Genomic DNA, 25,531 nt, shown 5'->3' on the forward strand with positions numbered 1-25,531 from the left:
CCTGGCAGAGAAACGTAACAGATTTTCCCCCAGCCAGGGAGATTATCAGGTCGTTTTGAGAATTCAGTCAGCCGCGCCCTTAAGCCGCCTTTTATTTCCTCTGTAGCCAGGCCATGCGGGGCATAACGATAACTAAAGGCCAATGAAATGAATATTCTGCAACTCGTGAGCTTTTTTGCTTTCACCCTGCTGGTGGCGCTGGTCACCTGGTGGAAGCTACGTAAAGATGATACCCAATCCCGACAGGGGTACTTCCTGGCCGGCCGCTCTCTGAAGGCGCCGGTTATTGCCGCTTCTTTGATGCTAACCAACCTCTCGACCGAACAGCTGGTGGGCCTGAGTGGCCAGGCGTACAAGAGCGGGATGTCGGTGATGGCCTGGGAGGTTATCTCGGCGATTCCGCTTATCTTCCTGGCGCTGATTTTTCTGCCGAAGTACCTGCAACGCGGTATCGCCACCATTCCTGACTTTATTGAAGAGCGCTACGATAAAACTACCCGCATCATCGTGGATTGCTGCTTTCTGATTGCCACCGGCATCTGTTTTCTGCCCATCGTGCTCTATTCCGGCGCGCTGGCCCTTAACAGCCTGTTTCACGTTGGCGAATCACTGGGGATCACCCAGAACGCTGCCATCTGGGCGATGGTGATTCTGCTGGGCTTTGCCGGCATGATGTACGCCGTTATCGGCGGGCTGAAGGCCATCGCTGTGGCCGATGTCATCAACGGTATCGGTCTGGTCATCGGCGGCCTGATGGTGCCGGTTTTTGGTCTGATGGCGATGGGGCACGGCAGCTTCCTGCGCGGCGTTGAGCAACTGACAACGGTACATAGCGAAAAGTTGAACTCCATTGGCGGCAGCAGCGATCCGGTGCCGATCGGCGCGGCGCTGACCGGGCTGATTCTGGTGAACACCTTCTACTGGTGTACTAACCAGGGCATCGTACAGCGTACACTGGCATCGAAAAGCCTTTCCGAAGGGCAGAAGGGCGCCCTGCTAACGGCGGTGTTAAAAATGCTCGACCCGCTGATTCTGGTTCTGCCGGGGCTGATCGCTTTCCACCTTTTCCAGTCGCTGCCCAAGGCGGATATGGCTTACCCGGCGCTGGTCAATGCCGTGATGCCGACCCCGCTGGTGGGCTTCTTCGGCGCGGTACTGTTCGGCGCCATCATCAGCACTTTTAACGGTTTTCTGAACAGTGCCAGCACCCTGTTTAGCTTAGGGATCTACAGTCGCCTGATTAACCCTGACGCCGAAGCGCAAAAGCAGGTCACCGTGGGGCGCTGGTTTGGTCTGGGGCTGGCGCTGGTTTCCGTGCTGGTAGCGCCCTGGATAGCCAACGCGCCTGAAGGACTCTATTCGTGGATGAAACAGCTTAACGGTATCTATAACGTTCCGCTGGTCACGATCGTGATTATGGGATTCTTCTTCCCGCGTATTCCGGCACTGGCGGCCAAGGCGGCGCTGCTGTTCGGTATTGTCAGCTATATCGTGATCAACTACCTGGTGGATTTCAATTTCCACTTCCTCTACGTGCTGTTCTGCACCTTCTGCATCAATGTCGCGCTGATGCTGGTTCTGGGCTGGCTGAAACCGCGCGAGACGCCGTTTCGCTTTAACGACGCTTTCGCGGTGGATATGCAGCCCTGGCGTCATACGAAAATCGCTGCCGTGGGCGTGCTGCTGGGCATGATCGGTGTTTACGCCGGGCTGGCGACATTCGGCGGCTATTCCACCAAATGGCTGGCTGTGGCCTGCTATGCGGCGGTGGTAGGCATTGTGGGATACCTGATTTATAGCGGTCGCTGCGCCAGGCGCGCAGCGTCAAAACTGGCTTGCGACGTTAAGGAGAAATGATGTCTCGCCCTAACTTCCTGTTTATTATGACCGACACTCAGGCCACCAATATGGTGGGCTGCTACAGCGGTAAGCCGCTGAATACCAACCATATCGACGCGCTGGCGGAGGAGGGAATTCGCTTCAACTCCGCCTACACCTGCACGCCGGTATGTACTCCGGCGCGGGCCGGACTGTTTACCGGTATTTACGCCAATCAGTCCGGGCCGTGGACTAACAATGTGGCGCCGGGAAAAAATATCTCCACCATGGGCCGCTACTTTAAGGATGCGGGATATCAGACCTGCTATATCGGCAAGTGGCACCTCGACGGTCATGACTACTTCGGTACCGGCATCTGCCCGCCGGAGTGGGATGCCGACTACTGGTACGATGGTGCCAACTATCTGGAAGAGTTGAGCGAGCAGGAGATCGGGCTATGGCGCAACGGCCTGAATACCCTGGAAGATCTGCGCGAAAATAATATCGACGAAACCTTCACCTGGGCCCACCGCATCAGCGATCGGGCGCTGGACTACCTGGGGCGCCCGGAGCGTCAGGACGACCCCTTCCTGCTGGTGCTCTCTTATGACGAGCCGCACCACCCCTTTACCTGCCCGCCGGAATATCTCGAAAAATATCAGGACTTTTACTATGACCTGGGGGACAAAGGCCGCGATAATCTGGAAAACAAGCCGGAGCACCACCGCCTGTGGTCCCGGGCGATGCCGGCGCCGGTAGGGGAAGACGGGCTGTATCATCATCCGCTTTACTTCGCCTGCAATGACTTTGTTGATGATGAGATTGGCCGGGTGATCGCGGCCCTGACCCCGGAACAGCGCGCTAATACCTGGGTTATCTATACCTCCGATCACGGCGAGATGATGGGGGCGCATAAGCTCATCAGTAAAGGGGCGGCGATGTATGATGATATTACCCGCATTCCGCTGATCTTCCGACCGCCTCAGGGCAAGGCCGGGCCGCGCCAGGAAGATGCGCCGGTCAGCCATATCGATATTCTGCCTACAATGATGGCGCTGGCGGGTATCGAACAGCCGGAAATTCTGCCGGGCGGCAACCTGCTGGAAGCCAGCCTGGAGCGCGGCGTAATGGTGGAATTTAACCGCTATGAGATAGAGCATGACAGCTTTGGCGGCTTTATTCCGGTACGCTGTTGGGTCACAGATCGCTTTAAACTGGTACTCAACCTGTTCAGTAGCGATGAACTGTACGACAGGCACGGCGACCCGCAGGAGATGCATAACCTGATCGACGATCCGCGCTATGCTGAGCAGCGTAACCAATTGCATGACGCGCTGCTGGACTATATGGACAGGATTCGCGATCCCTTCCGTACCTGGCAGTGGGCCAGCCGCCCCTGGCGACCGGACGCGCAGCCGCGCTGGATGGGGGCCTTCCGCCCGCGTCCGCAAGACGGTTATTCGCCGGTGGTGCGCGACTACGACACCGGCCTGCCCACCCAGGGGGTGAAGGTGGAAGAGAAGAAACAGAAGTTCTGATGCTCCCAGCAGGGAGGCTATACACAAGGAGACGGCATGAAGATATCACGGCTCGGCGAAGCGCCCGATTACCGCTTTTCGCTGGCGAATGAACGCACTTTCCTCGCCTGGATTCGTACCGCGCTGGGGTTTCTGGCGGCGGGAGTGGGGCTGGATCAGCTGGCACCGAGCCTTGCGACCCCCGCAGTGCGTGAAGCGATCTCGCTGCTGCTGTGTCTCTTCGCCGGACTGCTGGCGGTCTACGGTTATCTGCGCTGGCTGCGTAACGAGAAAGCGATGCGCCTGAAGCAGGATCTGCCCTATACCCGCACGCTGCTGGCAGTCAGTATTGCGATGGTTATGGCGGCAGGCACCGTGGCGCTGATGGTGATGTATGCCGGATAAGCGCCGGGCGCGCCGTCTGGCCGATCCCGGCCTGCAACCGGAGCGTACCTCCCTTGCCTGGTTTCGCACGCTGCTGGGCTACGGCGCCCTGATGGCGCTGGCGCTGCGCCATGCATGGTATCAGGCGGGTATGCTGTTCTGGTTTTCCCTGGTGATTATTCTGGTGGTGGCGCTGCTGGTATACGGCTACGCCCGCCAGCGTAACCTGATGGATGTGGCGACGGATGACTTCGCCCGGCCAGGCCCGGTACGCGCCAAAATGCTGATTGCCCTGGCGGTCTGCCTGCTGGCCGCGCTGTTTGCCGTTTCCCACATTAATCAGCTGTTGACGCTATGAAGCGCTGCATCATGAACGGTTGTCACGTCATGGTGAAACCTGCCAGCTCCCGCTGTAATCTGGACTGCCATTACTGCTTCTATATCGATAAACCACGCCAGCCGCGTATGGACGACGCCACCCTGGAGGCCTATATCCGCCAGCATATCGACGCCCAGCCAGGCCCGGTGGTAGAGTTCGCCTGGCAGGGGGGCGAACCAACGCTGGCGGGGCTGACCTTCTTTGAACGGGCCGTGGCGCTCCAGCAGCGCTATGCCGCCGGCAGGCGCATTCAGAATACCCTGCAAACTAACGGCATACTGCTGGATGACGGCTGGTGCGCCTTTCTGGCTCACCATGGCTGGCTGGTAGGGCTGTCGCTGGATGGCCCTGCGGATCTGCATGACCACTACCGGGTCACCCGCGCCGGTAAGCCGACCCATGCACGGGTGATAGACACGCTGGAGCGTCTGAAGGCTCACGGCGTGGACTTCAATCTGCTGACGGTGGTGAATGCGCGCAACGTCGGTCAGCCGGAACGCCTGTATCGCTACCTGCGTGACCAGGGCACGCCGCATCTGCAATTTATTCCGCTGGTGGAGTCGGATGAAACGGGGGCGCTGACGCCGGAATCGGTGAGCGGCGAAGCCTGGGGCCGCTTTCTGAACGCGATTTTCGCTATCTGGGTACGCGAGGATATCGGCCGGGTCTTCGTACAGCTGTTTGACTCAACTCTGGGTGTATGGTGCGGCCAGCCTTCTCAGATGTGCGTTTTCAGCGAAACCTGCGGCCACGCCTTTGCGCTGGAAGCCGACGGCACCCTCTATCAGTGCGATCACTATGTTTTTCCTGAATACCGGCTGGGTAATCTGCATGAGATTCCCATTATGCAGATCAACGCCAGCGATGCCGCCCGGGCTTTTGGCCGGCATAAGCGACGCTCGCTGGTGAATGACTGCCTGGAATGCCGAGCGCGACCGCTGTGCCAGGGGGACTGCCCCAAACACCGGCTGGATAGCGGTAAGAGCGTACTGTGCGCCGGTTATCGTGAGTTCTTTGCCCGCACGGCGCCCTATATGAAGACCATGCGCGATCTTATCCGCCAGCGCCGCTCGCCGGTTGAGCTGATGGCGATGCTACATGCCAGTGAGAGACGCCCGGCATAAGCGTGGAAGGCTACACCGTCTGACCGTGGCGCTGATCGTGATGGGTCAGCGGTAGCCAGCACAGCAGAATCAGCAATCCCATCGCCAGCATCAGTATGCCCAGGCTGAACTGCCCGTTTTGGGGCAACATAGCGGAAAACGACGCCAGGGCGCCGGAGCCCACATTTTGCAGACCGCCTATCAGCGCGCCTGCGGTGCCCGCCAGGAAGGGGTAAGGCTCCATCGCACCGCTGGTGGCCAGCGGAAACAGCATCCCGGCACCGAAGAAAAACAGCGCGGCCGGCACCAGCAGCGTCCAGACGTTCATTACGCCGAACAGACCGGGCAGCCACATCAGAATGCCGGCCAGCAGACAGCTCAGTACCGCCTGCCACATCAAAGTCGGGAAGCGCTTATTCTGGCGACCGGCGAACCAGGCGCCGAAGAAGGCGGCCGGGATCGGCAGAATAAACAGGATGCTGACCACCAGGCTGCTCAGGCCCAGCCCGGAGCCCAGCAGTACCCCGGAGCAGGCTTCGAACACTGCAACGCCGGCCAGCCCGCCGATCAGCATCACCAGATAGCAGTTAAACGCCAGGCTGCCGAACAGCGTACGGTAGCTGGCCAGCAGGCGGCTACGGGAAGCCTGCGCGGGCCGGGTTTCCGGCATCCAGCGCCACATACTGAAAGTGACCAGCACGCACAGGGTCAGCAGAAAAGCGAAGCAGGCGCGCCAGCCGAACAGCGTATCCAGCATCCCGCCGATTAGCGGGGCCAGTAGCGGGCTCACCAGAATCCCCATATTCAGCAGGCTGTTGGCATGGCGCAGGGCCGGGCCTTCGTACAGATCCCGCGGTAGAGTACGCGCCATAACCCCACCCACGCCGGTGCCCATTCCCTGCATAGCGCTGGCGGCGATCAGCACCGTCAGGCTGTGAGTGGTCATGGCAAACAGGGTCGCCACTATAAAGATAAGCATGCCCGCCAGGATCACCGGACGGCGTCCGATGCGATCGGAGATGGGGCCGTAAACCAGCTGGGAGCCGCCGTAGGTCAGCAGGTAAGCGGCCATTACGCCCTGTACAGCCCCTTCGCGCACGCTTAACGCCTGCGCCATATTGGCAATGGCAGGAATATAGATAGTCTGGGCCATCTGCCCGACGGCCACCAGCAGAATCAACATGATCAGCAGATGGCGATTATCACTTGTTCTCATGACAATTCACGCAGTCACTAAAGCTAAAATGGAAGGTCTGGCGAAGTGCCAGAGGAATATGCCGTAAATTTAACACTATGCAGGAATATATCCATATATCATGGTTGTTTATCCTGATAATTGTTTTATGGTTAGTGTAAAGTTTTTATGGCAATGGAGGTTGCCAGGCGACATATAGAAAAATCAGTCCTCCCGAAAGGCGCTGAGAACCGTGTTGAACAGCGCCTGGGCGGCGGCGGAAAGCGGCTGACTACTGGCGCGAATTATTCCCACCTGGCGCTCAATGACCGGGTGACTGAGCGGACGACAGACCGCCCCCAGCTCTGCCATCTGACTGGCGCATAATGCAGGAACCGCGCTGGCGCCCAGGCCGCTGGCCACCATACGTCCGACGGTCACCAACTGGTGGCTTTCAAGGGCGACTTCCAGCCGCCGACCATTTTTCATCAGGCTCTCTTCCAGTAACAGGCGCACGGCAGAAGGGCGTTGCAGAGTAATAAAATCGAGCGAAAGCAGCTCGCGCCAGCTTAGTTTTTCCCGCCTTGCCAGCCGGGAATCAGCGGGGACGATGGCCACGAAGCGATCGCAGGTCAGGGGGGTGAAGTGCAGACCGGAATCGGGTTCCGGTTCGAAGGCAATCCCCATTTCTACCCGACCATCGCGCACCATCTCCAGCACCTGTTCGTTAATCACATCATGCACTGTCACGTTAATGCTGGCGTAGCGATCGCGAAAGGTTCGCAGAATCGGCGGCAGAGGATTGCCTGCGAATGAGGGCATGGCAGCCAGCGAAACTTTGCCGCGCTGTAGCGTAAAACGCTGGCGCATCGCCTCTTCCACATTATCCCAGTCCGCCAGCAGCTGGCGCGCCATAGGAAACAGCGCCTCGCCTTCCGGCGTAAGCGCCACCCGTCGGGTGGTACGCGTCAGCAGCGCGCCGCCCAGCGCCTCTTCCAGACCGCGGATAGCCAGGCTCAGCGCGGGCTGGGAAAGATTCAGCCGTTCGCTGGCCTGGGCAAAGTTCAGAGTGTGAGCCACCGCTAAAAATGCGCGTAACTGTTTGACGCTAATTTTCATTTCACCGCTGCCTAACTAACTGGAAAACATAAATTAACAACAAATTAATAACAAAAACGGATTAATGGCTCACAAAAACAAAATTCACAAATCAGTCGCGGGTTTAACAAGATGCCGGGTATCAGAGTGAGCACGAGGCAACGATATGGCCGGACTGGATAAACGGGTCGCCAGCTACCAGGAAGCGCTGGACGGAATAACGAATGATATGACGGTACTGGCAGGTGGTTTCGGCCTGTGCGGCATCCCGGAAAACCTGATTGATGAAATTCGCCGCCGCGGTGTACGTGGGTTGACGGTGGTTTCCAATAACTGCGGAGTGGACGGTTTCGGCCTGGGCCGCCTGCTGGAAACCCGCCAGGTCAGCAAAGTGGTGGCCTCCTATGTGGGGGAAAACGCCCTGTTTGAACAGCAGGTTATTAATGGCTCTCTGACGGTAGAGCTGACGCCGCAGGGCACCCTGGCGGAGAAAATCCGCGCAGGTGGCGCCGGTATTCCCGCGTTTTATACCGCCACGGGATACGGTACGCCAGTGGCACAGGGTAAAGAGGTGCGGGAGTTTGACGGCCGCCACTACGTGATGGAACGGGCCATTAGCGGTGATTTCGCGATTGTTAAAGGCTGGAAGGCGGACTGGTACGGCAATGTCATTTATCGCCATACTGCCCGAAACTTCAATCCGCTGATGGCCAGTGCCGGGCGCATTACGGTGGTGGAAGTTGAAGAGATAGTCGCTCCCGGTGAACTGGATCCCAATGCCATTCATACCCCGGGCATCTATGTGGATCGCCTGATCCAGGGCCGGTTCGAAAAACGCATTGAACAGCGCACCCTGCGCGCATAACCGGAGGCACAAATGCTGACACGACAAGAGATGGCGCAGCGTGTGGCCTGCGAACTGCGCGATGGTTATTACGTAAACCTCGGAATCGGTATTCCGACGCTGGTGGCGAACTATGTGCCGCCCGGCGTGGATGTGATGCTGCAATCGGAAAACGGCCTGCTGGGAATGGGCGCCTTTCCCACAGAAGCGGAGCTGGATCCAGACATGATCAACGCCGGTAAACAGACGGTCACGGCTTGCAGGGGAGCGGCGATATTCGATTCCGCGGAGTCGTTCGCCATGATTCGCGGCGGTCATGTCGACCTGACCGTGCTGGGCGCACTGGAGGTGGACGAAGCCGGTAATATCGCCTCGTGGATGATTCCCGGCAAGATGGTGAAGGGAATGGGCGGAGCCATGGACCTGGTGGCCGGGGCGGAAAATATCATCGTAATGATGACGCATGCGTCAAAAAGCGGCGAATCCAAACTGCTGCCGCACTGCACCCTGCCGCTCACCGGTGCGGGCTGTATCCGGCGAGTGGTGACCGATCTCGCTTATCTGGAAATTGAAGATGGCGCTTTTATTCTGCGGGAGCGGGCGCCCGGCGTCAGCGTGGAAGAGATTGTGGCGAAGACTGCGGGAAAACTGATTGTGCCGGACACAGTACCGGAAATGACGCTGACTCCGGGAGGCGCCTGATGCGGGATGTGGTGATTGTTAATGCCCTGCGAACGCCCATCGGCAGCTTTCATGGCGCGCTTTCTTCGCTGAACGTCGTCGATCTGGGTAGCGCGCTGGTGAAGGCATTAATAGAAAACAGCGGCGTACCGCCAGAACAGGTAGATGAGCTGATCTTCGGGCAGGTACTCAGCGCCGGTTGCGGCCAGAACCCGGCGCGCCAGACGGCGGCGCGCGCTGGTCTGCCGTGGAGCGTTCCCGCCGTCACTATTAATCAGGTATGCGGATCGGGACTGAAGGCGGTATTGCAGGGGGCGCAGGCGATCCGCAGCGGCGACGCGGAGGTTGTTATCGCCGGTGGGCAGGAGAGCATGAGCCAGGCGCCCTATGTGCTGGCCGGCGCCCGCTCCGGACTGCGGCTGGGTCATGGCAATATGGTGGATACTCTGATCCACGACGGTCTGTGGGACGCCTTCAATGACTATCATATGGGGATAACCGCAGAAAACCTGGCGCAGCGCTATGCCATTGACCGGCAGAGCCAGGACGATTTTGCCCTGCGTTCCCAGCGGCGTGCGGTCGCGGCGCAGGCCGCCGGTCGTTTTAACGATGAAATCGTGGCGCTAGCGGTTCCACAGGGTAAAAAGGAGGCCGCCATAGTGAGCCAGGATGAACAGCCCAGGCCGGACAGCACCGCCGAACGCCTGGCGGCTTTACGCCCGGCCTTCCTGCACGAAGGGGGCACGGTAACCGCGGGTAATGCTTCCTCCCTGAACGATGGCGCGGCGGCGGTTTTGCTGATGAGCGCGGAGCGGGTGGCGGCGCTGGGCCTGCCGGTGATGGGGCGTATTGCGGCTGGCGCCCTGGCGGGCGTAGACCCGGCGGTGATGGGCATTGGCCCGGTATTGGCCAGCCGCCGCTGTCTGGCCCGGGCCGGATGGACGCTGGATAGCGTCGATTTGATTGAGGCCAACGAAGCCTTTGCGGCTCAGGCGCTGGCGGTGGGGCGAGAGATGGGCTGGGACGATGAGAGGGTCAACGTGAACGGCGGTGCGATCGCGCTGGGGCACCCGATCGGCGCTTCCGGATGCCGAATTCTGGTGACTCTGCTGCATGAAATGCGGCGCCGGGGTGCGGCCCGGGGGCTGGCGACGCTTTGCGTCGGTGGCGGGCAGGGCGTGGCGCTGGCGATTGAACGTGGCTAACGACGAAGGAGTCTGCGATGAATCTGGAAGGTAAAACGGCGCTGGTGACCGGTTCGACCAGCGGAATAGGTCTGGGGCTGGCGGAAAGCCTGGCCCGGGCGGGTGCTCAGGTGCTGCTGAACGGTTTTGGCGATGTGGCCGCCGCCCGGGCGCGGGTGGCGGGGCTGGGGAAACAGCCCGGGTATCACCCGGCGGATATGAGCGACGTGGCGCAAATCGAGGCGATGATGGCCTGGGCCGCCAGGGAGTATGGCGGCGTGGATATTCTGGTCAACAACGCCGGTATCCAGCATCAGGCGCCGGTAGAGCATTTCCCGGTAGAAAAGTGGGACGCGATACTGGCTATCAACCTGAGCGCGGCATTTCATACTACCCGACTGGCGTTACCGGAGATGCGCGCCCGCAACTGGGGGCGTATCATTAACATCGCTTCGGCGCACGGTCTGGTGGGCTCCCGGGAAAAATCGGCCTATGTGGCGGCCAAACATGGCCTGCTGGGGTTGACCAAAGTCACCGCGCTGGAAACGGCCCGCACCGCTATCACCTGCAATGCGCTGTGCCCGGGCTGGGTGCTGACGCCGTTAGTTCAGAAGCAAATCGATAAGCGTATTGAGGAAGGCGCGACTCCCGCGCAGGCAAGAGAAGCGCTGCTGGCGGAAAAACACCCCTCCGGCGAATTTGTGACGCCGGAACAATTAGGTGAGCTGGCGCTCTTTTTATGTAGCGACGCCGCTATTCAGGTTCGCGGCGCGGCCTGGAATATGGATGGCGGCTGGGTGGCGCAGTAAAAATGAGGGCGCGATATTAAAGCGTTCGAATCAGCCGGGCCGGGTTCCCCGCATAAATTCCCTTACGGGTAATGGGTTTGACCACCACGCTGCCAGCTCCGATCGTTGCGCCGTTGCAAATGGTGTCGGTCAGAATGGTGGCGCCGCTGCCCACGGTAACGTTATCGCCCAGGGTAATTGTTATCCAGCGTGTCGGATCAGGTTCTGGCGCGCCTTCCTTGAATAAATCGTTGGCAAAAGTTACCCCATGGCCAATAAAGCAGTTTTCGCCAGTAGTGACGCCTTCGCAGAGAAAAGAGTGGGATTGTACCCGGCTGCCTTTGCCGATGCGGCAGCCGCGCTGAATTTCCACAAAAGGGCCGATAAAGACATCGTCCTGAAGTTCGCACTCATAGAGATTCACCGGCTCCACCACCGTTACGTTATGGCCGGCGCTGACGTCGCGCATGCCGCTCTGCATTATTCTCATGGAATTCCTCCTCTGATGTCGCCGTTCTGATGATGACCTGGCACAGCAGATAAACGCGCCTCTGTTCCCGGTTGGGTTAAACGGCACGATTCTCCCGGGTTCTCTATACTGAACAACGATTGATCTTTATCACATTTTCAAGCAGGAGTGGACAATGGAGCTTTATCTCGATACTGCCGATGCCGCAGCCGTGGCGCGCCTGGCGCGCTGTTTTCCCGTTGCGGGGGTGACCACCAATCCCAGTATTGTGGCCGCGACGGGCCGCCCGCTGGCGCAGACGTTAACCGAACTTCGCGAAGCGCTGGGCAGTGAAGGGCGGCTGTTCGCCCAGGTTCTGGCTTCTGATGCGGAAGGTATGGTTTCCCAGGCAAGGCAGCTGAGAGCGCTGATCCCCGATCTGGTAGTAAAAATCCCTGCGATACCGGAAGGTCTGGCGGCAATCCGCCTGCTGAAACAGGAGAAGATCTCCACGCTAGGAACCGCGGTCTACGGCGCGGGGCAGGGGTTATTCGCTGCGCTGGCGGGAGCCGAATATATCTCTCCTTATGTTAACCGGATGGATGCCCAGGGCGGAGACGGTGTACAGACAACGCGCGATCTCCAGCAGTTGCTTACCCAACATGCTCCTTATGCCCGGGTGCTGGCCGCCAGCTTTAAGAGCGCCCGCCAGGCGCTTTCCTGCCTGCTGGCGGGCTGTGAGGCGATTACGCTGCCGGTAGAGGTGGCTCAACAGTTCATTCAGGCGCCGGCGGTTGAAGCGGCGGTTGAGCGCTTTGAACAGGACTGGCAGGGGGCCTTTGGCTCTCGCTTTCTGTAACCTGTCCCACAGAGCTTAACGCTCTTCGTTAAAGACGATGCCCAACTGGCGGCGAACCTCGTCCATAGCCTCAAGCGTGGCCAGAGAAACTGAAAGCGGGCGGATTGGGGAATCCGCCAGCCCCTGGCCCAGACACCAGGCGAAGTGTTCCGCTTCGTAAAACAGCTGCTGGTAGCGGCTGGCAGGCTCTTCCCAGGTGAGGCTCTTGTTGCCCTGGCTGGCATGCAGGGTGAAGTTGCCCGGCGCATAAAACTGGCCGTCCAGCGTCCGGGTGGCATCACGTCCGGCAATTATGGCGCCGCCCGGCGTATTACTGAACAGCGTGGTGTTTAGTACCGACTGCATACCTCTGCCATGCACCATCAACATTGATGTCTGTCCGTTTACCCCGCCTGGCACCGACTGGCCACGAGCGATAATCTCCTGTGGTTTGCCGCCTACCATCAGACTAAAGGCGACCAGATAGCTGCCAAGATCGAGCATTGGCCCGCCCGCCAGATCGGCGTTAAAAATGCGGTGCCCGGCGGTAAAAAATTCGCCATGATCGGCAATCAGGGTATGAATATCGCCCAGTGCGCCATCTTCCAGCAGCTGGCGCAGCACGTCGTACTTTGGCAGGAAATCGCACCACATAGCCTCCATACACAGCAGGCCGCGGGCGCGGGCTTCCGCCTGTAGCGTCGCGCCTTCCCGGGCGTTCAGCGCCAGCGGTTTTTCGACCAGCACGTGTTTCCCGGCCTGCAGGCAGCGCATGGCGTCCGGAAAGTGTCGGTTGTGGGGCGTGGCGATATACACGGCATCCAGTTCGTTATGGGCCAGCATCGCATCGGCGTCGTCAAACGCGTGGGGAATTCGCCACTGGCACGCAAAAGCTTCGGCTTTTTCCCGACTGCGGGCAGTTACTGCGGTTAACTGCTGGCGGCTGTTCTCGTGCAGCGACTGAACGAAACGTTCGGCAATCCAACCCGGGCCAATAATGCCCCAGCGTAGCTCGGGAATGGCCTGTGGAGCCGGGTGCCGCGGTGTGGGTAGAGAGGAGGGAAACATAGCAGCTCCTGATTATTCTGTTGTGGGTTCCGAGAGCTGACTATAGATAAGCGTTCCCGCTTTTGGGGATGGGCCTGATGATGGAAAACCCTCAGCCCGGCAGGTGCCGGGCCGAAGGAAGGTTAGCGTTCCGGCATCTGCTCCGGTAGCTTGAGTTTAGCCCGCTGTTTCGCGACCTCATCAGCGCTGACCGGCGTTGCCGCATTGCCCCAGGCGTTGCGGATATAGGTTGCGACGGCGGCCACCTGTTGGTCGGAAAGTTTCCAGGCGAAGCTGGGCATTGCGCCGCTGGTCGGGTTGCCCTGAGTAACGGCGCCGCGTCCTCCCTGCAGAATGGTGGTGATAATCGAAGTCGCATCGTCTGCCTGCAGGCCTGGGTTATTGGCCAGGCCTGCGGCCAGGTTGGCGATGCCCTTACCGTTGCTGTTATGGCAGGCGGTACAGTTCACCGAATAGATGTTTTCCCCGCTTTTCATCTGTGGATGACTGGCGGCCAGCGGCTGCGGCGGCTGTTTATCACCGCCCGGCAGCGACTTCAGATAGCTGGCGATGGCCTGCAGATCGTCGTCGCTCAGATGCTGGGTTGAATTGGTGACTGCTTCCGCCATCGGGCCGGAGGCTACCGCGACATGATTGCTGCCCAGTTTCAGGTACTGCACGATCTGCTCTTCGCTCCACTGGCCAATGCCGGTATGAGGATCGCTTGTGATATCCGGAGCGTGCCAGTCGCCCAGATTGCTACCCTGCAGATAGGCGCGGGTATCGCCGCCCAGCAGGTTTTTAGCGGTGTGGCAGGCGGCGCAATGCTCCAGCCCCTGAACCAAATATGCTCCGCGGTTCCAGGCATCGGACTGGCTGGGGTCCGGCGTAAAGCCGGAATTATCGAAAAACAGCAGGTTCCAGCCCATCATCGCCAGCCGGATGTTATAGGGGAACGGCAGTTGGGTTTCAGGAACTTTGCTGCGCACCGGCTTTACCGACCGCATATACATCCAGAGGTCGTGCATGTCCTTGTCGCTGACCTTCACATAGGCGTTATAAGGCATTGCCGGGTAGAGGTTTTCCCCCTCTTTTCCTTTGCCGTGTCGCACCGCGCGGTAAAAATCGCGCTCCGTCCAGTTGCCGATGCCGGTTTCGGCATCCGGCGTGATGTTGCTGGCGAAGATATCGCCAAATGGGGTGCTGATGGCATAGCCCCCGGAAAAGGGCTGCTTACTGCCTGGCGCTGTATGGCAGGCCACGCAGTCTCCGGCAATGGCAATGTATTTGCCGCGCGCGACCGCAGCGGCATCCCGTTGACTGAGCGGCTGCTTCATCTGAATTTGATTATCGGCCACCTCATCCGCCGAGGCGTCGCCGTTGCGCCACAGAAGAACTGCCGCGACTGCGGCGGCAATAACGGCAAGGCTGCCGATGATTTTTATTTTTTTCATATCATACCTTTACCAGCGGTCCGGGGTTTTTCAGGTACTGTTCGATAATAGCCTTCGCCGTCCACAGGCTCAGGGCGCCGATGGTGCCAGTGGGGTTGTAGCCTGCGTTATTGGGGAAGGAAGAGGCGCCCAGAACAAACAGATTGTGCATATCCCAGCTCTGTTGATAGCGGTTAAGTACGCTGGTTTTGGGATCGGTACCCATTACCGCGCCGCCGATGGTGTGATCGCTTGCCAGGTTATAGGGCGAATAGTGGCCGGAAGCAGAGTTAGTACCCACGACGGTTTTCGCTCCCATCGCTTTTCCGATTGCGACGCTCTTCTCTTCGATAAACTTCGCCGAGCGGCGATCGTTTTCGTTGTAGTCGAAGGTCACGCGTAGCAGCGGCAGACCGTAATCGTCGGTATATTCCGGATCGAGGTCGAGGTAGTAATCTTCGTGGGAGTAGCTGGTTCCCTGACCAAAAATAAAGGTGGCGTTCTGGAAGGCGTGGGTATAGGCCTTTTTCCAGTCTTTACCCCAGCGCGGGGTACCGGGAGGCAGCAGATCGGCATTGCCGATGGGACGAGCACCGCGGGCCACCACCAGGATACCCGCGCCGCCGATAAAACCGAGTTCGCTGTGGTCGAAATTGTCGCCGTTAAAGTCGTCTATCTGCTGAGAAAGGGCGCCAGCGCCGATGAACTGATTGAGGTTTTCATCTTCGAAGAACAGGTTCGCGCCAGAGACGGTCTGGAAGCTATAGGCGCGCCCCACCACGCCGGTTTTGGTGATCGGGTTGTAGGGTTGACCGATTTTCGACAGCAGCAACAGACGCACGTTCTGCATCTGGAAGGCACTCAGCACCACGATATCCGCAGGCTGTTCCCATTCCTGATTATTACGGTCGATATAGGTCACGCCGGTAGCGGTTTTACCATCGGCAGCTTTGTTGACGCGTACTACTGCAGATTCGGTCAGTACGGTGAAGTTTTCACGCTGCATCAGCGCCGGGATCACGCAGGCGTTAGGGCTGGATTTGGAAAAGTTGCCGCAGCCGTAGTAAAGGCAGTAACCGCAGTATGTACAGGGCCCCATGCGCACCCCCAGTGGGTTGACATAGGCGCGAGACGCCTGGCCTGCCGGAACCATAAACGGGTGATAGCCCATGGCTTTAGTGGCGTCGCGGAAGATATCGGTAAGGCGCATGCCTTCCAGCGGCGGCAGTGGATATTCGCTGCTGCGATTGCCTTCAAACGGATTGCCGTCGGGAATAGTTTCGCCGTTCAGGCGTCCGGCTTTACCGGAAACGCCGGCGATCTTCTCGAAGCGATCGTAAAACGGTTCCAGCTCATCGTATGTGACGCCCCAGTCCTGGAGGATCAGACCGTCGGTTATCTGTTTTTCGCCGTAGCGCTTTACGGTTTGGGTATAGGGTTCGAGATCGAATGGCGTAAAGCGCCAGGCCATACCCGCCCAGTGGGTACCGGAGCCGCCCACGTTGTAACCCATTTCGTTCAGGTTCCAGTCGCGAGTCGGCAGCGCCTTCTGGTTGCTGTTATTACGAAAGGTGGAAGTTTCCACTGCGGGAGGCAGCAGCATACCGCGGCGGGTATCCCAGCGCAGCTCGTCGGTGTCGACGGAAGGGGGAAAGTCGGTGGCGGTTTCAAACCAGGGGCCGCGTTCGATGGCGACTACGTTCAGACCGGCGCGCGTCAGTTCTTCAGCGATGAGTGAACCACACCAGCCGAGACCAACGATCGCGACATCCGCTTTTGGGCGTACATTTTTCATTCTTTTTACCGCATTAGTAGAGGGTATGGCTTACAGAGCGTTATCGATCAGGCTGGTGGGGATAATGTTCAGCTTTTGCCCCTTCTTACTGAGCAGATCGCGGAAGTCGTAGCGCGCTCCCGGAAAGCCTATCATTTTCCAACTGGCCATCCCTTTGTTGCCGCCGTAGATAGGGTCGGCAAGAAAACCTTCGCGCACGTTTTGTAGCAGCAGTTCGAACAGCGCTTTGGTGTCGACGTCGGGGCCGAGATCGATGTCATTCGCTTCCATGGCGTGCAGCACCTGTTCTTGCTGCTCTGTTGATAACGCAACGAATGCTTTGCCAAAGCGCTTACGGGTGGCGGCATCCAGCGCTTTTAGCCCTTGTCGGTAACGTTCGGCGGGAGTCAGCGCCGACTGCGGCCCCTGTTCATGGGTACCTTTAATAAAGCGCCCGCGGCGGTATAACGTAGCCGCCCGACCATAGTCGCCAGCCAACTGGCGGTCGATAAAGGTGGCGCATCCCGCCTCTTTACCGCTGATGCTGAGTTCATCGGCAGGGATAAAGCGTTCGGCAATGGCGCCGACGGTGTCGAATTCATGCTGGGTTAAAAATTGCAGGCCGCCTTTGCGCGGCGGGGTCGGGGGCGTCTGGATCTTTCCAGGTTCCCAGGGCTGGCCACCGCTTACCTCCGCTGCTTTACCGGTTGCTGGCAACGTGGAGGCGACGCCGAGGACGGCGAGAGACGACAAAAACTCTCTACGTTTCATCTGGTTTTTCCTTGCTCATCATTATTGCTGGTGCGGCTTACCACGGTGCGGCCATAAAATGAACGTTGCCTTTAGGGTTTACCCGGCAATTCGTCAGGAACGCGTTTAATAATGCATCAGGACTCTTTCTGGATGACAGATAAGGAAATTAGAGAACCAACGGAATTAATAAAATAAGATGTTCGTGGTATCAATTTTCTTCCCTGATTTAACAACGCGGTAGCCATTTTAATCTGAATGGAATGTTAACGAGATTGTTACTTACTGGATACATTTGCTTTGATGGTTTTCCATCAGAGCGCATAGCAATGTATAAAATTTGAACGGTTTAAGATGTGATGGCCATCTTTGCTCTTAAGTTATAGGGGATGAGTGGCGTCGGTAATAAAATTAACCCAATGAAATATAGGTTTTTTGGCATTTAATTTAGAAGTTTAATGAAGCAGTGATGTCATAAAAAGTTACAAATTTCAGCCTATAAAATAATAATAGCCATGGTTCTGTTTAAGATATTGGGAATAATCAAATAGTTTATTACTTGAAGGGATAAACTTTTTGTGCGTTATAAAAATAGAAGTGACTGAGAGTAAAAGTAGAGGATTGCGAAACTCCTGCAGATTATTACATGATGGAGAGATTCATCTTTACTGACTCTCATTATGGCGATGAAGAAATTGACGCTGGAAGTACTGGCAAAAATGGCTGGCGTTGGCGTGGCGACGGTCGATCGGGTACTGAATGAGCGCGGTGGCGTTTCGCCGGAAACCGCCCGCAAAGTACTGGAAGCGGCACGTAAAGCCAATCTACGGCGGGTTCTGCCGGAAGTCTATCAGCGCCCATGGCAGATAGAGTTGCTACTGAGTGGCAATGACGCCTTCTTTTTTAAAAGGCTGGCCAGGGATTTTAGTGAAGTGGCGGATGCCGTAGGCTATCGTCGTATTTGTCTGCATCGCACGTTGATTCCGGAGTCACAGCCTTCACTACTGGCCCGTCACCTGATCGACTGCGTGGATTCGCGCGACGGCATAATTGTTTTCGCCCATGATTACGGCCCGGTGCGTGACGCTTTGGCGCTGTGTCAGGCGCGCGGGGTACCGGTTGTGACTATCGCTACCGATCTGCCTGATGCCGGGCGGCTGTGTCATGTGGGTATCGATCAATATCAGGCGGGCCGCACCGCCGGGTTGCTGATGAGCCGCACTACGCCTCAGGCGGGAGAGGCTATCGTGGTCAGTGGCCGCTTCGACTATCGCGCACATCGCCAGCGGGTCGCGGGTTTTCGGGATGCGATACAGCAGCGGGCGCCACAGTTGCAGTTGCGCGAAGTGCTGGCGGGCCAGGATCAGCGCCAGACCATTCGTAAACTGCTGGAACAGAGCCTGAATCGGGCAGTCAATATCGTCGGTTTATATAATACCGGTCTTGGCAATACCGAAATCAGCGATATTCTGGCACAGCACCGGCTGAGTGGACGCTGTACTTACATTACTCATGAACTCTATTCCGTAACCCGCCGCCTGCTACAGCAGGATATCCTGAGCTTTACGCTCGATCAGAATGCGGCTCAGCACGCTCAGCTGGCGGTGGGAATTCTGCTGCGCCATCTTGATACCGGCTGGCAGCCGGATATTTATGAGGCCGGGAAAGTGCCCTTTAATCTGATAACGGCGGAAAACCTTCCCTGAACGTCCCGACATATCTGATTACAGAAAACCATCGACGGGTGTGGATATTGCACACTTTCCGTCACAATATTTCGGTAACACTTTAATAACATTTCATCCATTCCACGGCCCGCATTCGCGGGCATGACCCGCCAGGCCAGGATGGCCTTTTATAACAACAGAAAAAGGACAGAGAGTTATATCAGGAGATACCATGAAAGCCTTCCTGTTCAGCCGCTATACCTGCTTTGTACTCTGCATCATTCTGACACTGGCTTCGCTGGTGCTGATCCCTCAGTCGCTCTGGTTTCTGGTGCCTGTGGCGCTGTTTGGTGCGCTGACCGCGCTGGGCGTGCTCGATCTGACGCAGACCCGTCACGCCATCTGTCGTAACTATCCGGTTATCGGACGACTGCGCTTCTTCTTCGAATTTATCCGCCCCGAGGTGCGTCAGTATCTGCTGGAAGAGGATCAGGAACAGGTGCCCTTTTCCCGGGCCCAGCGCTCGTTGGTCTATCGCCGCGCCAAGAACGAGATGGGCGATAAGCCCTTCGGGACTTTGCTGGATGTGTATGTCACCGGCTATGAGTGTATCGGCCACTCCATGTATCCGGTACCAGCGGCGGATCCCGCCTCTTTTCGGGTGACTATTGGCGGCCCGGCGTGCCAGCAACCCTATTGCGCGTCGGTTTTCAATATTTCCGCAATGAGCTTCGGCGCGCTGTCGGCCAATGCGATACGCGCCCTGAATCGCGGCGCGGCCAAAGGTAACTTCTATCATGATACCGGTGAAGGAAGCATCAGCCGCTATCACCGGGAATACGGCGGCGATCTGGTATGGGAGCTTGGCAGCGGCTACTTTGGTTGTCGTACCGCTGATGGCCGTTTCGATCCGCAACGCTTTGCCGCCCAGGCGCGTATGCCTCAGGTGAAGATGGTGGAAATCAAACTCAGTCAGGGGGCGAAACCGGGCCACGGCGGCATTCTGCCCGGCAGTAAAGTGGATGCCGAAATTGCCGCAGCCCGCGGCGTGCCGGAAGGGGTGGACTGTATTTCTCCCGCCTCGCACAGCGCCTTCAGCACGCCGCTGGAGATGATGGAATTTATTGCTCAATTACGCGAGCTGTCCGGCGGTAAACCGGTTGGCTTTAAACTGTGTATCGGCCACCCCTGGGAATTTGTCGCTATCGTGAAGGCGATGCTGCAAACCGGCATAACGCCGGACTTTATTGTGGTGGATGGCAAAGAGGGCGGCACCGGCGCGGCGCCGCTGGAGCTTTCCAACTATATGGGTATGCCGCTACGTGAAGGGTTGCTGTTTGTGCATAACGTTCTGGTGGGATGCGGGCTGCGCGATAAGATCCGCGTTGGCGCCAGCGGTAAGATTATCAGCGCGTTCGACATCGCCTGCATGATGGTTCTGGGCGCCGACTGGGTGAATTCCGCGCGTGGATTTATGTTTGCGGTAGGCTGCATTCAGTCCCAGAGCTGCCACACCAACCGCTGCCCGGTTGGCGTAGCCACCCAGGATCCGCAGCGTCAGAAGGCGCTGGTGGTGCCGGATAAAGCCGAGCGGGTATATAACTTCCATCACAATACTATGAAGGCGCTGGCGGAAATGCTGGCGGCGGCGGGGGTCAGTCGGCCCGAAGATCTCACCTCTCACCATATGCTACGCCGTATCGCGCCGACCGAAATTAAGGCGTATTCGGATATCTATTACTACCTGGCACCGGGCGCCCTGCTGGAGCCGGAGATCGCCAGTGAATTTTACGCCCGTATGTGGCGTATGGCCACGCCGGACTCTTTCGGGCAGGCGATGGCGGCCTGATTCTCACGTCTGTTTTCTTTCAGCCGACAAACGTTGTCGGCTGATATCGCATTATCAGTTTCATATTTGAGAATATTTTTGGATGTTATTCTCAAATCCTGACGCCAGGCCATGTGATTAATAGTATTGCGTTATAGCTCAAAGTTTGAACCTTGACTCCCATTCCACCCCGTGAGATTTTCCCGGTATCAAATAATATATCCGGTATCATATTTGAAACGATAAAAATAATCATTGCTATATCTGATGATTTGTTTCGCTGGTGAAACAGAGCGACGCAGATAAACAAATCTGCGGCGCAGGTCTGTTGCTTTTTTATTGGGGGTGGGAGATGCGTAAAATAATAACATCACTATTGCTGGGGAGTTTGGGGGTGGTAGTGGGTCAGGCTATGGCTGCGGGAAAGCCGTTTCCTCATATCGGATGGCGCAGCGCAGATAGCAACGCCGGTTTGGATATCGGCGGTGCGTTACGCGCTAATTATCGCTATGAAGACTGGCAGGGAAGTAATTATCGAAACCCTCCCCATTTACGATTTGATACCTTCAGAATAGACAGTAGCGGTTATTATGATAATTATTTTTTCGATGCCGGATTTTGGTTTCAGGACAATCGAAAATATGCCATCGATCGGGCTTTTGTGGGCTACCGGTTTAATCAAAAAAATAGCGTTCAACTGGGTATTCCCGGAAAACCTTTTGGCCTTGAACCCTATCCCCAGTTTGGCTGGTCGTACGGTATTCCATTTTATTTAGGCTTTGGCGTTAATGCCGGAAGCGGTATTAAATATCAGTATCGTGATAAGCGCTGGTCGTTGGATGTGGCATATTTTCCGTGGATGGAGCCGGAAAATTTGCGCTATGCCCCGGATGTGGGGGATTACAGCCGCCTGAAAAATACCATTTATCCCACTCAGCATCAGCAACGTAATGAAAAGCGCGATCAGGTTAACGTACGTCTGGCCCGTGAGTTTCAGTTCGGCGACTGGCGCAATGAACTGGGGGGTTCCCTGGCGCTGGCGCGCCTGCATAACCGCGATACTGGCGATGACGGCAGTTTCTGGGCGGCGGGTCTGCATGGTCGCCTGAAGAACGGGCCGTGGCAGCTTTCCTCTCAGGTGATTCGCTATCAGTATCACCCCAAAAACCCCGCAGGCACGGATGATGACACTATTCTTATGGGCGGTAACGGCCTGACGCCGGCTTACCTGATTCCCGCAAAAGCGACGACTGCATCGCTCAACCTGGCCCGGGATGTGGACGTAACGTGGGGGCCGGTATCAAAACTGCGCTTTTATAACGATTACAGCGTGCTGTGGAAGGATAAAGGAGGCTGGAGCGACTCCCGGATGAACACCGTGGGGGTACAGGTCTTCGCTATGCCGGTCATGTTTTGGGTAGACTTTAGCTGGGCGAAGAACGTGAATCCCTGGGGCGGCGCGTTAAATGCCACCGGCTGGACCAACACTCAGTCTCCGGGCAGCGGAAAGTGGTATTTCCGTACCAACGTTAATATTGGCTATTACTTCTGAGCCCTTGCGCGGTTTTTCCGCGTAAGCTGCCTGAAAATACAGCACTCAGCAAACGTTTTCGCGGATCGTAAAATGAGGGCTATGTATTATTTTTCTTAAAATTTTAGTTTTATATTCTGACTGACAGCGTCGGTTTTTTGGGGATTTTTTCTGGTTTGCCATTTTACCAGAATATCATTCCGTTGAAAGGAAGCAAACGTTTGCGTTTAGCGCTGGATTGCAACCCTTCAGATGATGATAATCGCAGCCTTGTGCAGCATGGCACCCCGGAGCGGGGCCTGGTACAGGCCATATTTCCGCACGGCATCGACCTGTTTAAAGGGACGGGCCAGACGGATGGACAGGTGCTGCACCATTTATTTTGGCTTTTTTTGTTTTCATCATCAGGGTATCAACATGAACAAATGTTGGGAAGCAGGGGGAAATGGCGCGCGTCGCGCAGGGATATCTTCACTATTGGGCGCCGCCGCCTTTCTGGCGTTGGCATTGCCTCTGAGCTCGCAGGCGGCGATCTCTTTTAAGTCTGACAGTGCCTGTTTCGACAGCGACGGCAACGTCAGCAGTCTGGCCGACGCCTTTAGCTGCGGCAAGGTCAGCGGTAGCGCCCGGGCGCTCTACTACACCACTCATAACGCCTATTTCGCCAAAGGCTTTAACCAGGATACCATCAGCTACGGCGGCTTTGTGAAATACGAAACCGCGCCGCTGTATGGCTTCAACATTGGGGTTAGCGGTCTGTTTTTGCGCGGCATTAACCACCCGCCAGAAGAGCGCGTCATCGGCGATATCGGCGATAACCAGACCAATATTGGCGAAGCCTGGCTGAGCTGGCGGTACGGCGATTTTCGCATTACCGGTGGTAATCAGCGTCTGGACCTGCCTTTCGTTGGTGACTATGACTGGCGAATTACTCCTATCCTCTACCAGGCGGTGGATATGCAGTACGGCAGCGGTGATGACTTCCTGCGCGCCACCAAAATCTGGCGCTATAAAGGCTGGGGCAGCGATCGGGTGAAGCGCACCACCGCCTATACCGAAGTGGATGAGAAGACCGACGGCATGTGGGCTATTGGCGCCGGGCATCACCTGATGTGGGACGATAAAAAGCTGACCGGCCAGATGTGGTACGAAAGCTACGATGACTTCTCTAACATTTTCTATACCGAAGGCCATATTCAGTGGCAGCAGGCGCCGCTGAGTCCGGACTTCGGGTTGCAGTTTATTCGCGGTACCAGTGAAGGCAAGGCGCTGGCGGGTGACGTGGATAACCGCTCCTTCGGCGCGCAACTGGCGCTTTCGCTGACTCCCGGTCTTTCCTGGGCCATGGGCTACGACCACATCGCCGCTAACGGCAACAGTTATGGCTATGGATCGCTGGTGACGCCCTACGCCCACAATACGGCCTCCGGCCCCTATTTCGCACAGCCGTATTTCACCAGTACCCAGGATCTGGGCAGCGGTAATGCCTGGGCCACCAGTCTGAACTGGCAGGCCAGTGAGAGCCTGACCATGGGCGCGCGCTATTCATGGATGGATCTCACGCCGTCGGTCGATTCCGGCAGCCTGCGCCAGTCTGAATATCTGCTCTACTTTATCTGGAACTTCCAGGGCGCGCTGAAGGGGCTGAGCCTGACCGACTTCGTGGGCGTTCAGACTTCGCCGCTGTATGAGAAAGATTTCTGGCAGAACCGTCTGACGCTGCAGTACGATTTCTGATCCCCCGGGCGGGGCCTACTGCCCCGCCTTCTTTTCCCCGTGATTCCGTATGGTGTACAGACTGCTATACTCATTCGAACAAAGAGAGATGGTTAACATTAAGGATGAGTTCATGAAATTACTGAAATTTTTGCTTCTGGGTACCGTACTGTCCGTGCCGGTAAGCGCGCTGGCCGATAATCCTTTCGCCGGGCTGCAGTTTCAGCAGCAGCGTGGGCAGATTGTGAAAGAGATGCGGGCGAAGTGCGGCGTTAGCCTGGAGCAGAGTGATACCGAGTGGCAGAACCGCCTGCTGGGGGTGGAAGGCAATAAAGAGAATATTCAGCAGGCGACGCAGGCGATGCAGCGCAAAAATCAGAAGCTGTATGACGCCGCCATTAAGCGGATTAAATGTCCTGAATAGCCGGACATTTTTATTCAGGCATTCGCGCTGAACCGCGGAGGCGCCATGTTCCTGTATTCGTGTCGATGGTTACTGCTCATCTGGCTGCTGGGGGGCGCCGCCGTTGCCAGTGCCCGGGAGCCAGATCCCGATCCCACGCCTGCGCCCAGCCTGCCTGCGCCCGGAAATCCTGATGATCCCGGCGACCCGGTTCCTGAAAAGCCTGTGCCGCCACCGGATAAGCCAGGGCCGCCTGACCCCCCCGTTCCGGCACCGGAACTGCCGCCGTTGCCTTCACCGCCGTCCATGCCGCCAGCGCTGACGCAGGCTTCGCGGCTTAGTTCAGAAGCCCCATCCGGCGCAGCGCCGCGAAGCTCTCCTGAGTTCCGCCCTGCGGGTGGTACTCCAGACTTACCCAGCCCTGATAACCGGAATTATCGATCAGGGTAAACAGTTTCTCGAAATCCACCTCGCCGGTACCGGGCTGATGGCGGCCGGGCACGTCGGCAATCTGGATATGGGCTATCCTGTCCATATGACTTTTTAGCACCGAGAACGGATCTTCACCGGCACGCAGCGAGTGCCAGAGATCGTACTGAATGGCGATATTGTCGCTATCCACTTTTTCGAACAGGGCCAGCGCCTGTTCGACGTTAGAGATCACAGCGCCGGGCACATCGTTGCGATTGATGGGTTCCACCACTAACTGAACGTCGATATCCGCCAGCGCCCTGGCCGCCATGGTCATGTTTTCCACAAGTGTCGGCCAGGGCTGCGCATCGCTGCCTTCGGGGCCGGAAGGGCAGTTAATGCGCGGGGGACGTAAGGCCTTGCCGTAGGCCACGGCCTGATCCAGACCGGCCCGAAAATCGTCGCGGCGCGACGGCTGAGAAGCGAAGCCGCGCTCGCCAGCGTCCCAGTCGCCCAGTGGCATATTGAAAAGTACCAGTTCCTGCTGATTGCGCGTCAGTGCCTGGTGAAAGGTTTCTGCGGGCGTACCGTAGGGAAAGAAAAACTCCACGGCCTGAAAACCATCGGCGGCGGCGCGATCGAAACGCTCCAGGAATGGATATTCGGGATACAGCATGGTCAGGTTAGCGGCAAAACGCAGCATAAAAACTCCTTA

The 25,531-nt window shown here is 57.4% G+C and carries 23 protein-coding genes; 15 read left to right on the plus strand and 8 right to left on the minus strand.

Annotation, left to right across the window (positions count from 1 at the left end; all coding sequences use genetic code 11):
• Positions 1-147 precede the first annotated feature (147 nt).
• The 5 genes from V3W49_RS14430 to V3W49_RS14450 are packed head-to-tail and all read left to right on the plus strand — an operon-like array spanning position 148 to position 5,222.
• Positions 148-1,857 (plus strand): solute:sodium symporter family transporter, encoded by a 1,710-nt coding sequence (locus V3W49_RS14430; RefSeq protein WP_500146388.1) that lies wholly within the window; start codon positions 148-150, stop codon positions 1,855-1,857.
• Positions 1,857-3,356, plus strand: coding sequence for a sulfatase-like hydrolase/transferase (locus V3W49_RS14435; RefSeq protein ID WP_500146454.1), 1,500 nt, complete (start codon positions 1,857-1,859; stop codon positions 3,354-3,356). Before V3W49_RS14430 ends, V3W49_RS14435 begins: the two co-directional genes overlap by 1 nt.
• A gap of 36 nt (positions 3,357-3,392) precedes the next feature.
• Positions 3,393-3,740, plus strand: coding sequence for a YidH family protein (locus tag V3W49_RS14440; protein WP_500146390.1), 348 nt, complete (start codon positions 3,393-3,395; stop codon positions 3,738-3,740).
• On the plus strand, positions 3,730-4,077 hold the full coding sequence (locus tag V3W49_RS14445) for a DUF202 domain-containing protein (RefSeq protein WP_500146392.1): 348 nt from the start codon (positions 3,730-3,732) through the stop codon (positions 4,075-4,077). Before V3W49_RS14440 ends, V3W49_RS14445 begins: the two co-directional genes overlap by 11 nt.
• An 11-nt stretch (positions 4,078-4,088) precedes the next feature.
• Positions 4,089-5,222, plus strand: a complete 1,134-nt coding sequence (locus tag V3W49_RS14450; protein WP_500146456.1) for an anaerobic sulfatase maturase — start codon at positions 4,089-4,091, stop codon at positions 5,220-5,222.
• 10 nt (positions 5,223-5,232) lie between these two features.
• Here the strand turns inward: V3W49_RS14450 and emrD are convergent, their stop codons facing one another.
• Together emrD and V3W49_RS14460 are read right to left on the minus strand one after the other, a co-directional pair.
• Positions 5,233-6,417 carry a multidrug efflux MFS transporter EmrD gene (gene emrD / locus V3W49_RS14455; protein ID WP_500146393.1) on the minus strand — a complete coding sequence of 395 codons (1,185 nt, stop codon included), beginning with the start codon at positions 6,415-6,417 and terminating at the stop codon, positions 5,233-5,235.
• Positions 6,418-6,600: 183 nt separating this feature from the next.
• On the minus strand, positions 6,601-7,494 hold the full coding sequence (locus V3W49_RS14460; RefSeq protein ID WP_500146395.1) for a LysR family transcriptional regulator: 894 nt from the start codon (positions 7,492-7,494) through the stop codon (positions 6,601-6,603).
• Between the two features lie 145 nt (positions 7,495-7,639).
• Here V3W49_RS14460 and V3W49_RS14465 point away from each other — a divergent pair, with 145 nt between their 5' ends.
• The 4 genes from V3W49_RS14465 to V3W49_RS14480 are packed head-to-tail and all read left to right on the plus strand — an operon-like array spanning position 7,640 to position 10,991.
• Entirely contained in the window at positions 7,640-8,338 is a 699-nt protein-coding gene (locus V3W49_RS14465) for a CoA transferase subunit A (RefSeq protein ID WP_500146396.1), read from the plus strand.
• Between the two features lie 12 nt (positions 8,339-8,350).
• A complete protein-coding gene (locus V3W49_RS14470; protein ID WP_500146398.1) occupies positions 8,351-9,019 on the plus strand; it encodes a CoA transferase subunit B in 669 nt (222 codons plus the stop codon).
• Positions 9,019-10,203, plus strand: a complete 1,185-nt coding sequence (locus V3W49_RS14475; protein WP_500146399.1) for an acetyl-CoA C-acetyltransferase — start codon at positions 9,019-9,021, stop codon at positions 10,201-10,203. Before V3W49_RS14470 ends, V3W49_RS14475 begins: the two co-directional genes overlap by 1 nt.
• A 17-nt stretch (positions 10,204-10,220) precedes the next feature.
• Complete coding sequence (locus V3W49_RS14480) at positions 10,221-10,991, plus strand: 3-hydroxybutyrate dehydrogenase (protein WP_500146400.1); 771 nt, start codon at positions 10,221-10,223, stop codon at positions 10,989-10,991.
• Between the two features lie 16 nt (positions 10,992-11,007).
• On the opposite strand, the gene V3W49_RS14485 is transcribed toward V3W49_RS14480, so the two are convergent.
• Positions 11,008-11,460 carry an acyltransferase gene (locus V3W49_RS14485; protein ID WP_500146401.1) on the minus strand — a complete coding sequence of 151 codons (453 nt, stop codon included), beginning with the start codon at positions 11,458-11,460 and terminating at the stop codon, positions 11,008-11,010.
• Positions 11,461-11,614: 154 nt separating this feature from the next.
• On the opposite strand from V3W49_RS14485, the gene fsa reads away from it, so the two are divergent.
• Positions 11,615-12,277, plus strand: a complete 663-nt coding sequence (gene fsa, locus V3W49_RS14490; RefSeq protein WP_500146402.1) for a fructose-6-phosphate aldolase — start codon at positions 11,615-11,617, stop codon at positions 12,275-12,277.
• A 15-nt stretch (positions 12,278-12,292) separates the two neighbouring features.
• On the opposite strand, the gene V3W49_RS14495 is transcribed toward fsa, so the two are convergent.
• The 4 genes from V3W49_RS14495 to V3W49_RS14510 form a co-directional block, all read right to left on the minus strand.
• Positions 12,293-13,324, minus strand: coding sequence for a Gfo/Idh/MocA family protein (locus tag V3W49_RS14495; RefSeq protein WP_500146404.1), 1,032 nt, complete (start codon positions 13,322-13,324; stop codon positions 12,293-12,295).
• Between the two features lie 122 nt (positions 13,325-13,446).
• Complete coding sequence (locus tag V3W49_RS14500; protein ID WP_500146405.1) at positions 13,447-14,757, minus strand: c-type cytochrome; 1,311 nt, start codon at positions 14,755-14,757, stop codon at positions 13,447-13,449.
• Position 14,758: 1 nt separating this feature from the next.
• A complete protein-coding gene (locus V3W49_RS14505) occupies positions 14,759-16,531 on the minus strand; it encodes a GMC family oxidoreductase (RefSeq protein ID WP_500146407.1) in 1,773 nt (590 codons plus the stop codon).
• A gap of 30 nt (positions 16,532-16,561) precedes the next feature.
• Positions 16,562-17,281: a gluconate 2-dehydrogenase subunit 3 family protein gene (locus V3W49_RS14510; RefSeq protein WP_500146409.1), complete on the minus strand. Its 720-nt coding sequence runs from the start codon at positions 17,279-17,281 to the stop codon at positions 16,562-16,564.
• A gap of 665 nt (positions 17,282-17,946) precedes the next feature.
• Here V3W49_RS14510 and V3W49_RS14515 point away from each other — a divergent pair.
• The 5 genes from V3W49_RS14515 to V3W49_RS14535 all read left to right on the plus strand — a co-directional run bounded on the left by V3W49_RS14515 (position 17,947) and on the right by V3W49_RS14535 (position 24,426).
• On the plus strand, positions 17,947-18,966 hold the full coding sequence (locus V3W49_RS14515) for a LacI family DNA-binding transcriptional regulator (protein ID WP_500146457.1): 1,020 nt from the start codon (positions 17,947-17,949) through the stop codon (positions 18,964-18,966).
• Positions 18,967-19,159: 193 nt separating this feature from the next.
• Positions 19,160-20,776 (plus strand): FMN-binding glutamate synthase family protein, encoded by a 1,617-nt coding sequence (locus tag V3W49_RS14520; RefSeq protein ID WP_500146410.1) that lies wholly within the window; start codon positions 19,160-19,162, stop codon positions 20,774-20,776.
• 331 nt (positions 20,777-21,107) lie between these two features.
• Positions 21,108-22,307 carry a hypothetical protein gene (locus V3W49_RS14525; protein WP_500146412.1) on the plus strand — a complete coding sequence of 400 codons (1,200 nt, stop codon included), beginning with the start codon at positions 21,108-21,110 and terminating at the stop codon, positions 22,305-22,307.
• Positions 22,308-22,703: 396 nt separating this feature from the next.
• Positions 22,704-24,023, plus strand: a complete 1,320-nt coding sequence (locus tag V3W49_RS14530) for an OprD family outer membrane porin (protein ID WP_500146413.1) — start codon at positions 22,704-22,706, stop codon at positions 24,021-24,023.
• Positions 24,024-24,135: 112 nt separating this feature from the next.
• Entirely contained in the window at positions 24,136-24,426 is a 291-nt protein-coding gene (locus V3W49_RS14535) for a YicS family protein (RefSeq protein ID WP_500146414.1), read from the plus strand.
• A gap of 316 nt (positions 24,427-24,742) precedes the next feature.
• Here the strand turns inward: V3W49_RS14535 and V3W49_RS14540 are convergent, their stop codons facing one another.
• On the minus strand, positions 24,743-25,519 hold the full coding sequence (locus V3W49_RS14540; RefSeq protein ID WP_500146415.1) for a hydroxypyruvate isomerase family protein: 777 nt from the start codon (positions 25,517-25,519) through the stop codon (positions 24,743-24,745).
• Positions 25,520-25,531: the final 12 nt, after the last annotated feature.

The organism is Rosenbergiella sp. YN46 (assembly GCF_036620675.1).
Lineage (GTDB): Bacteria > Pseudomonadota > Gammaproteobacteria > Enterobacterales > Enterobacteriaceae > Jejubacter.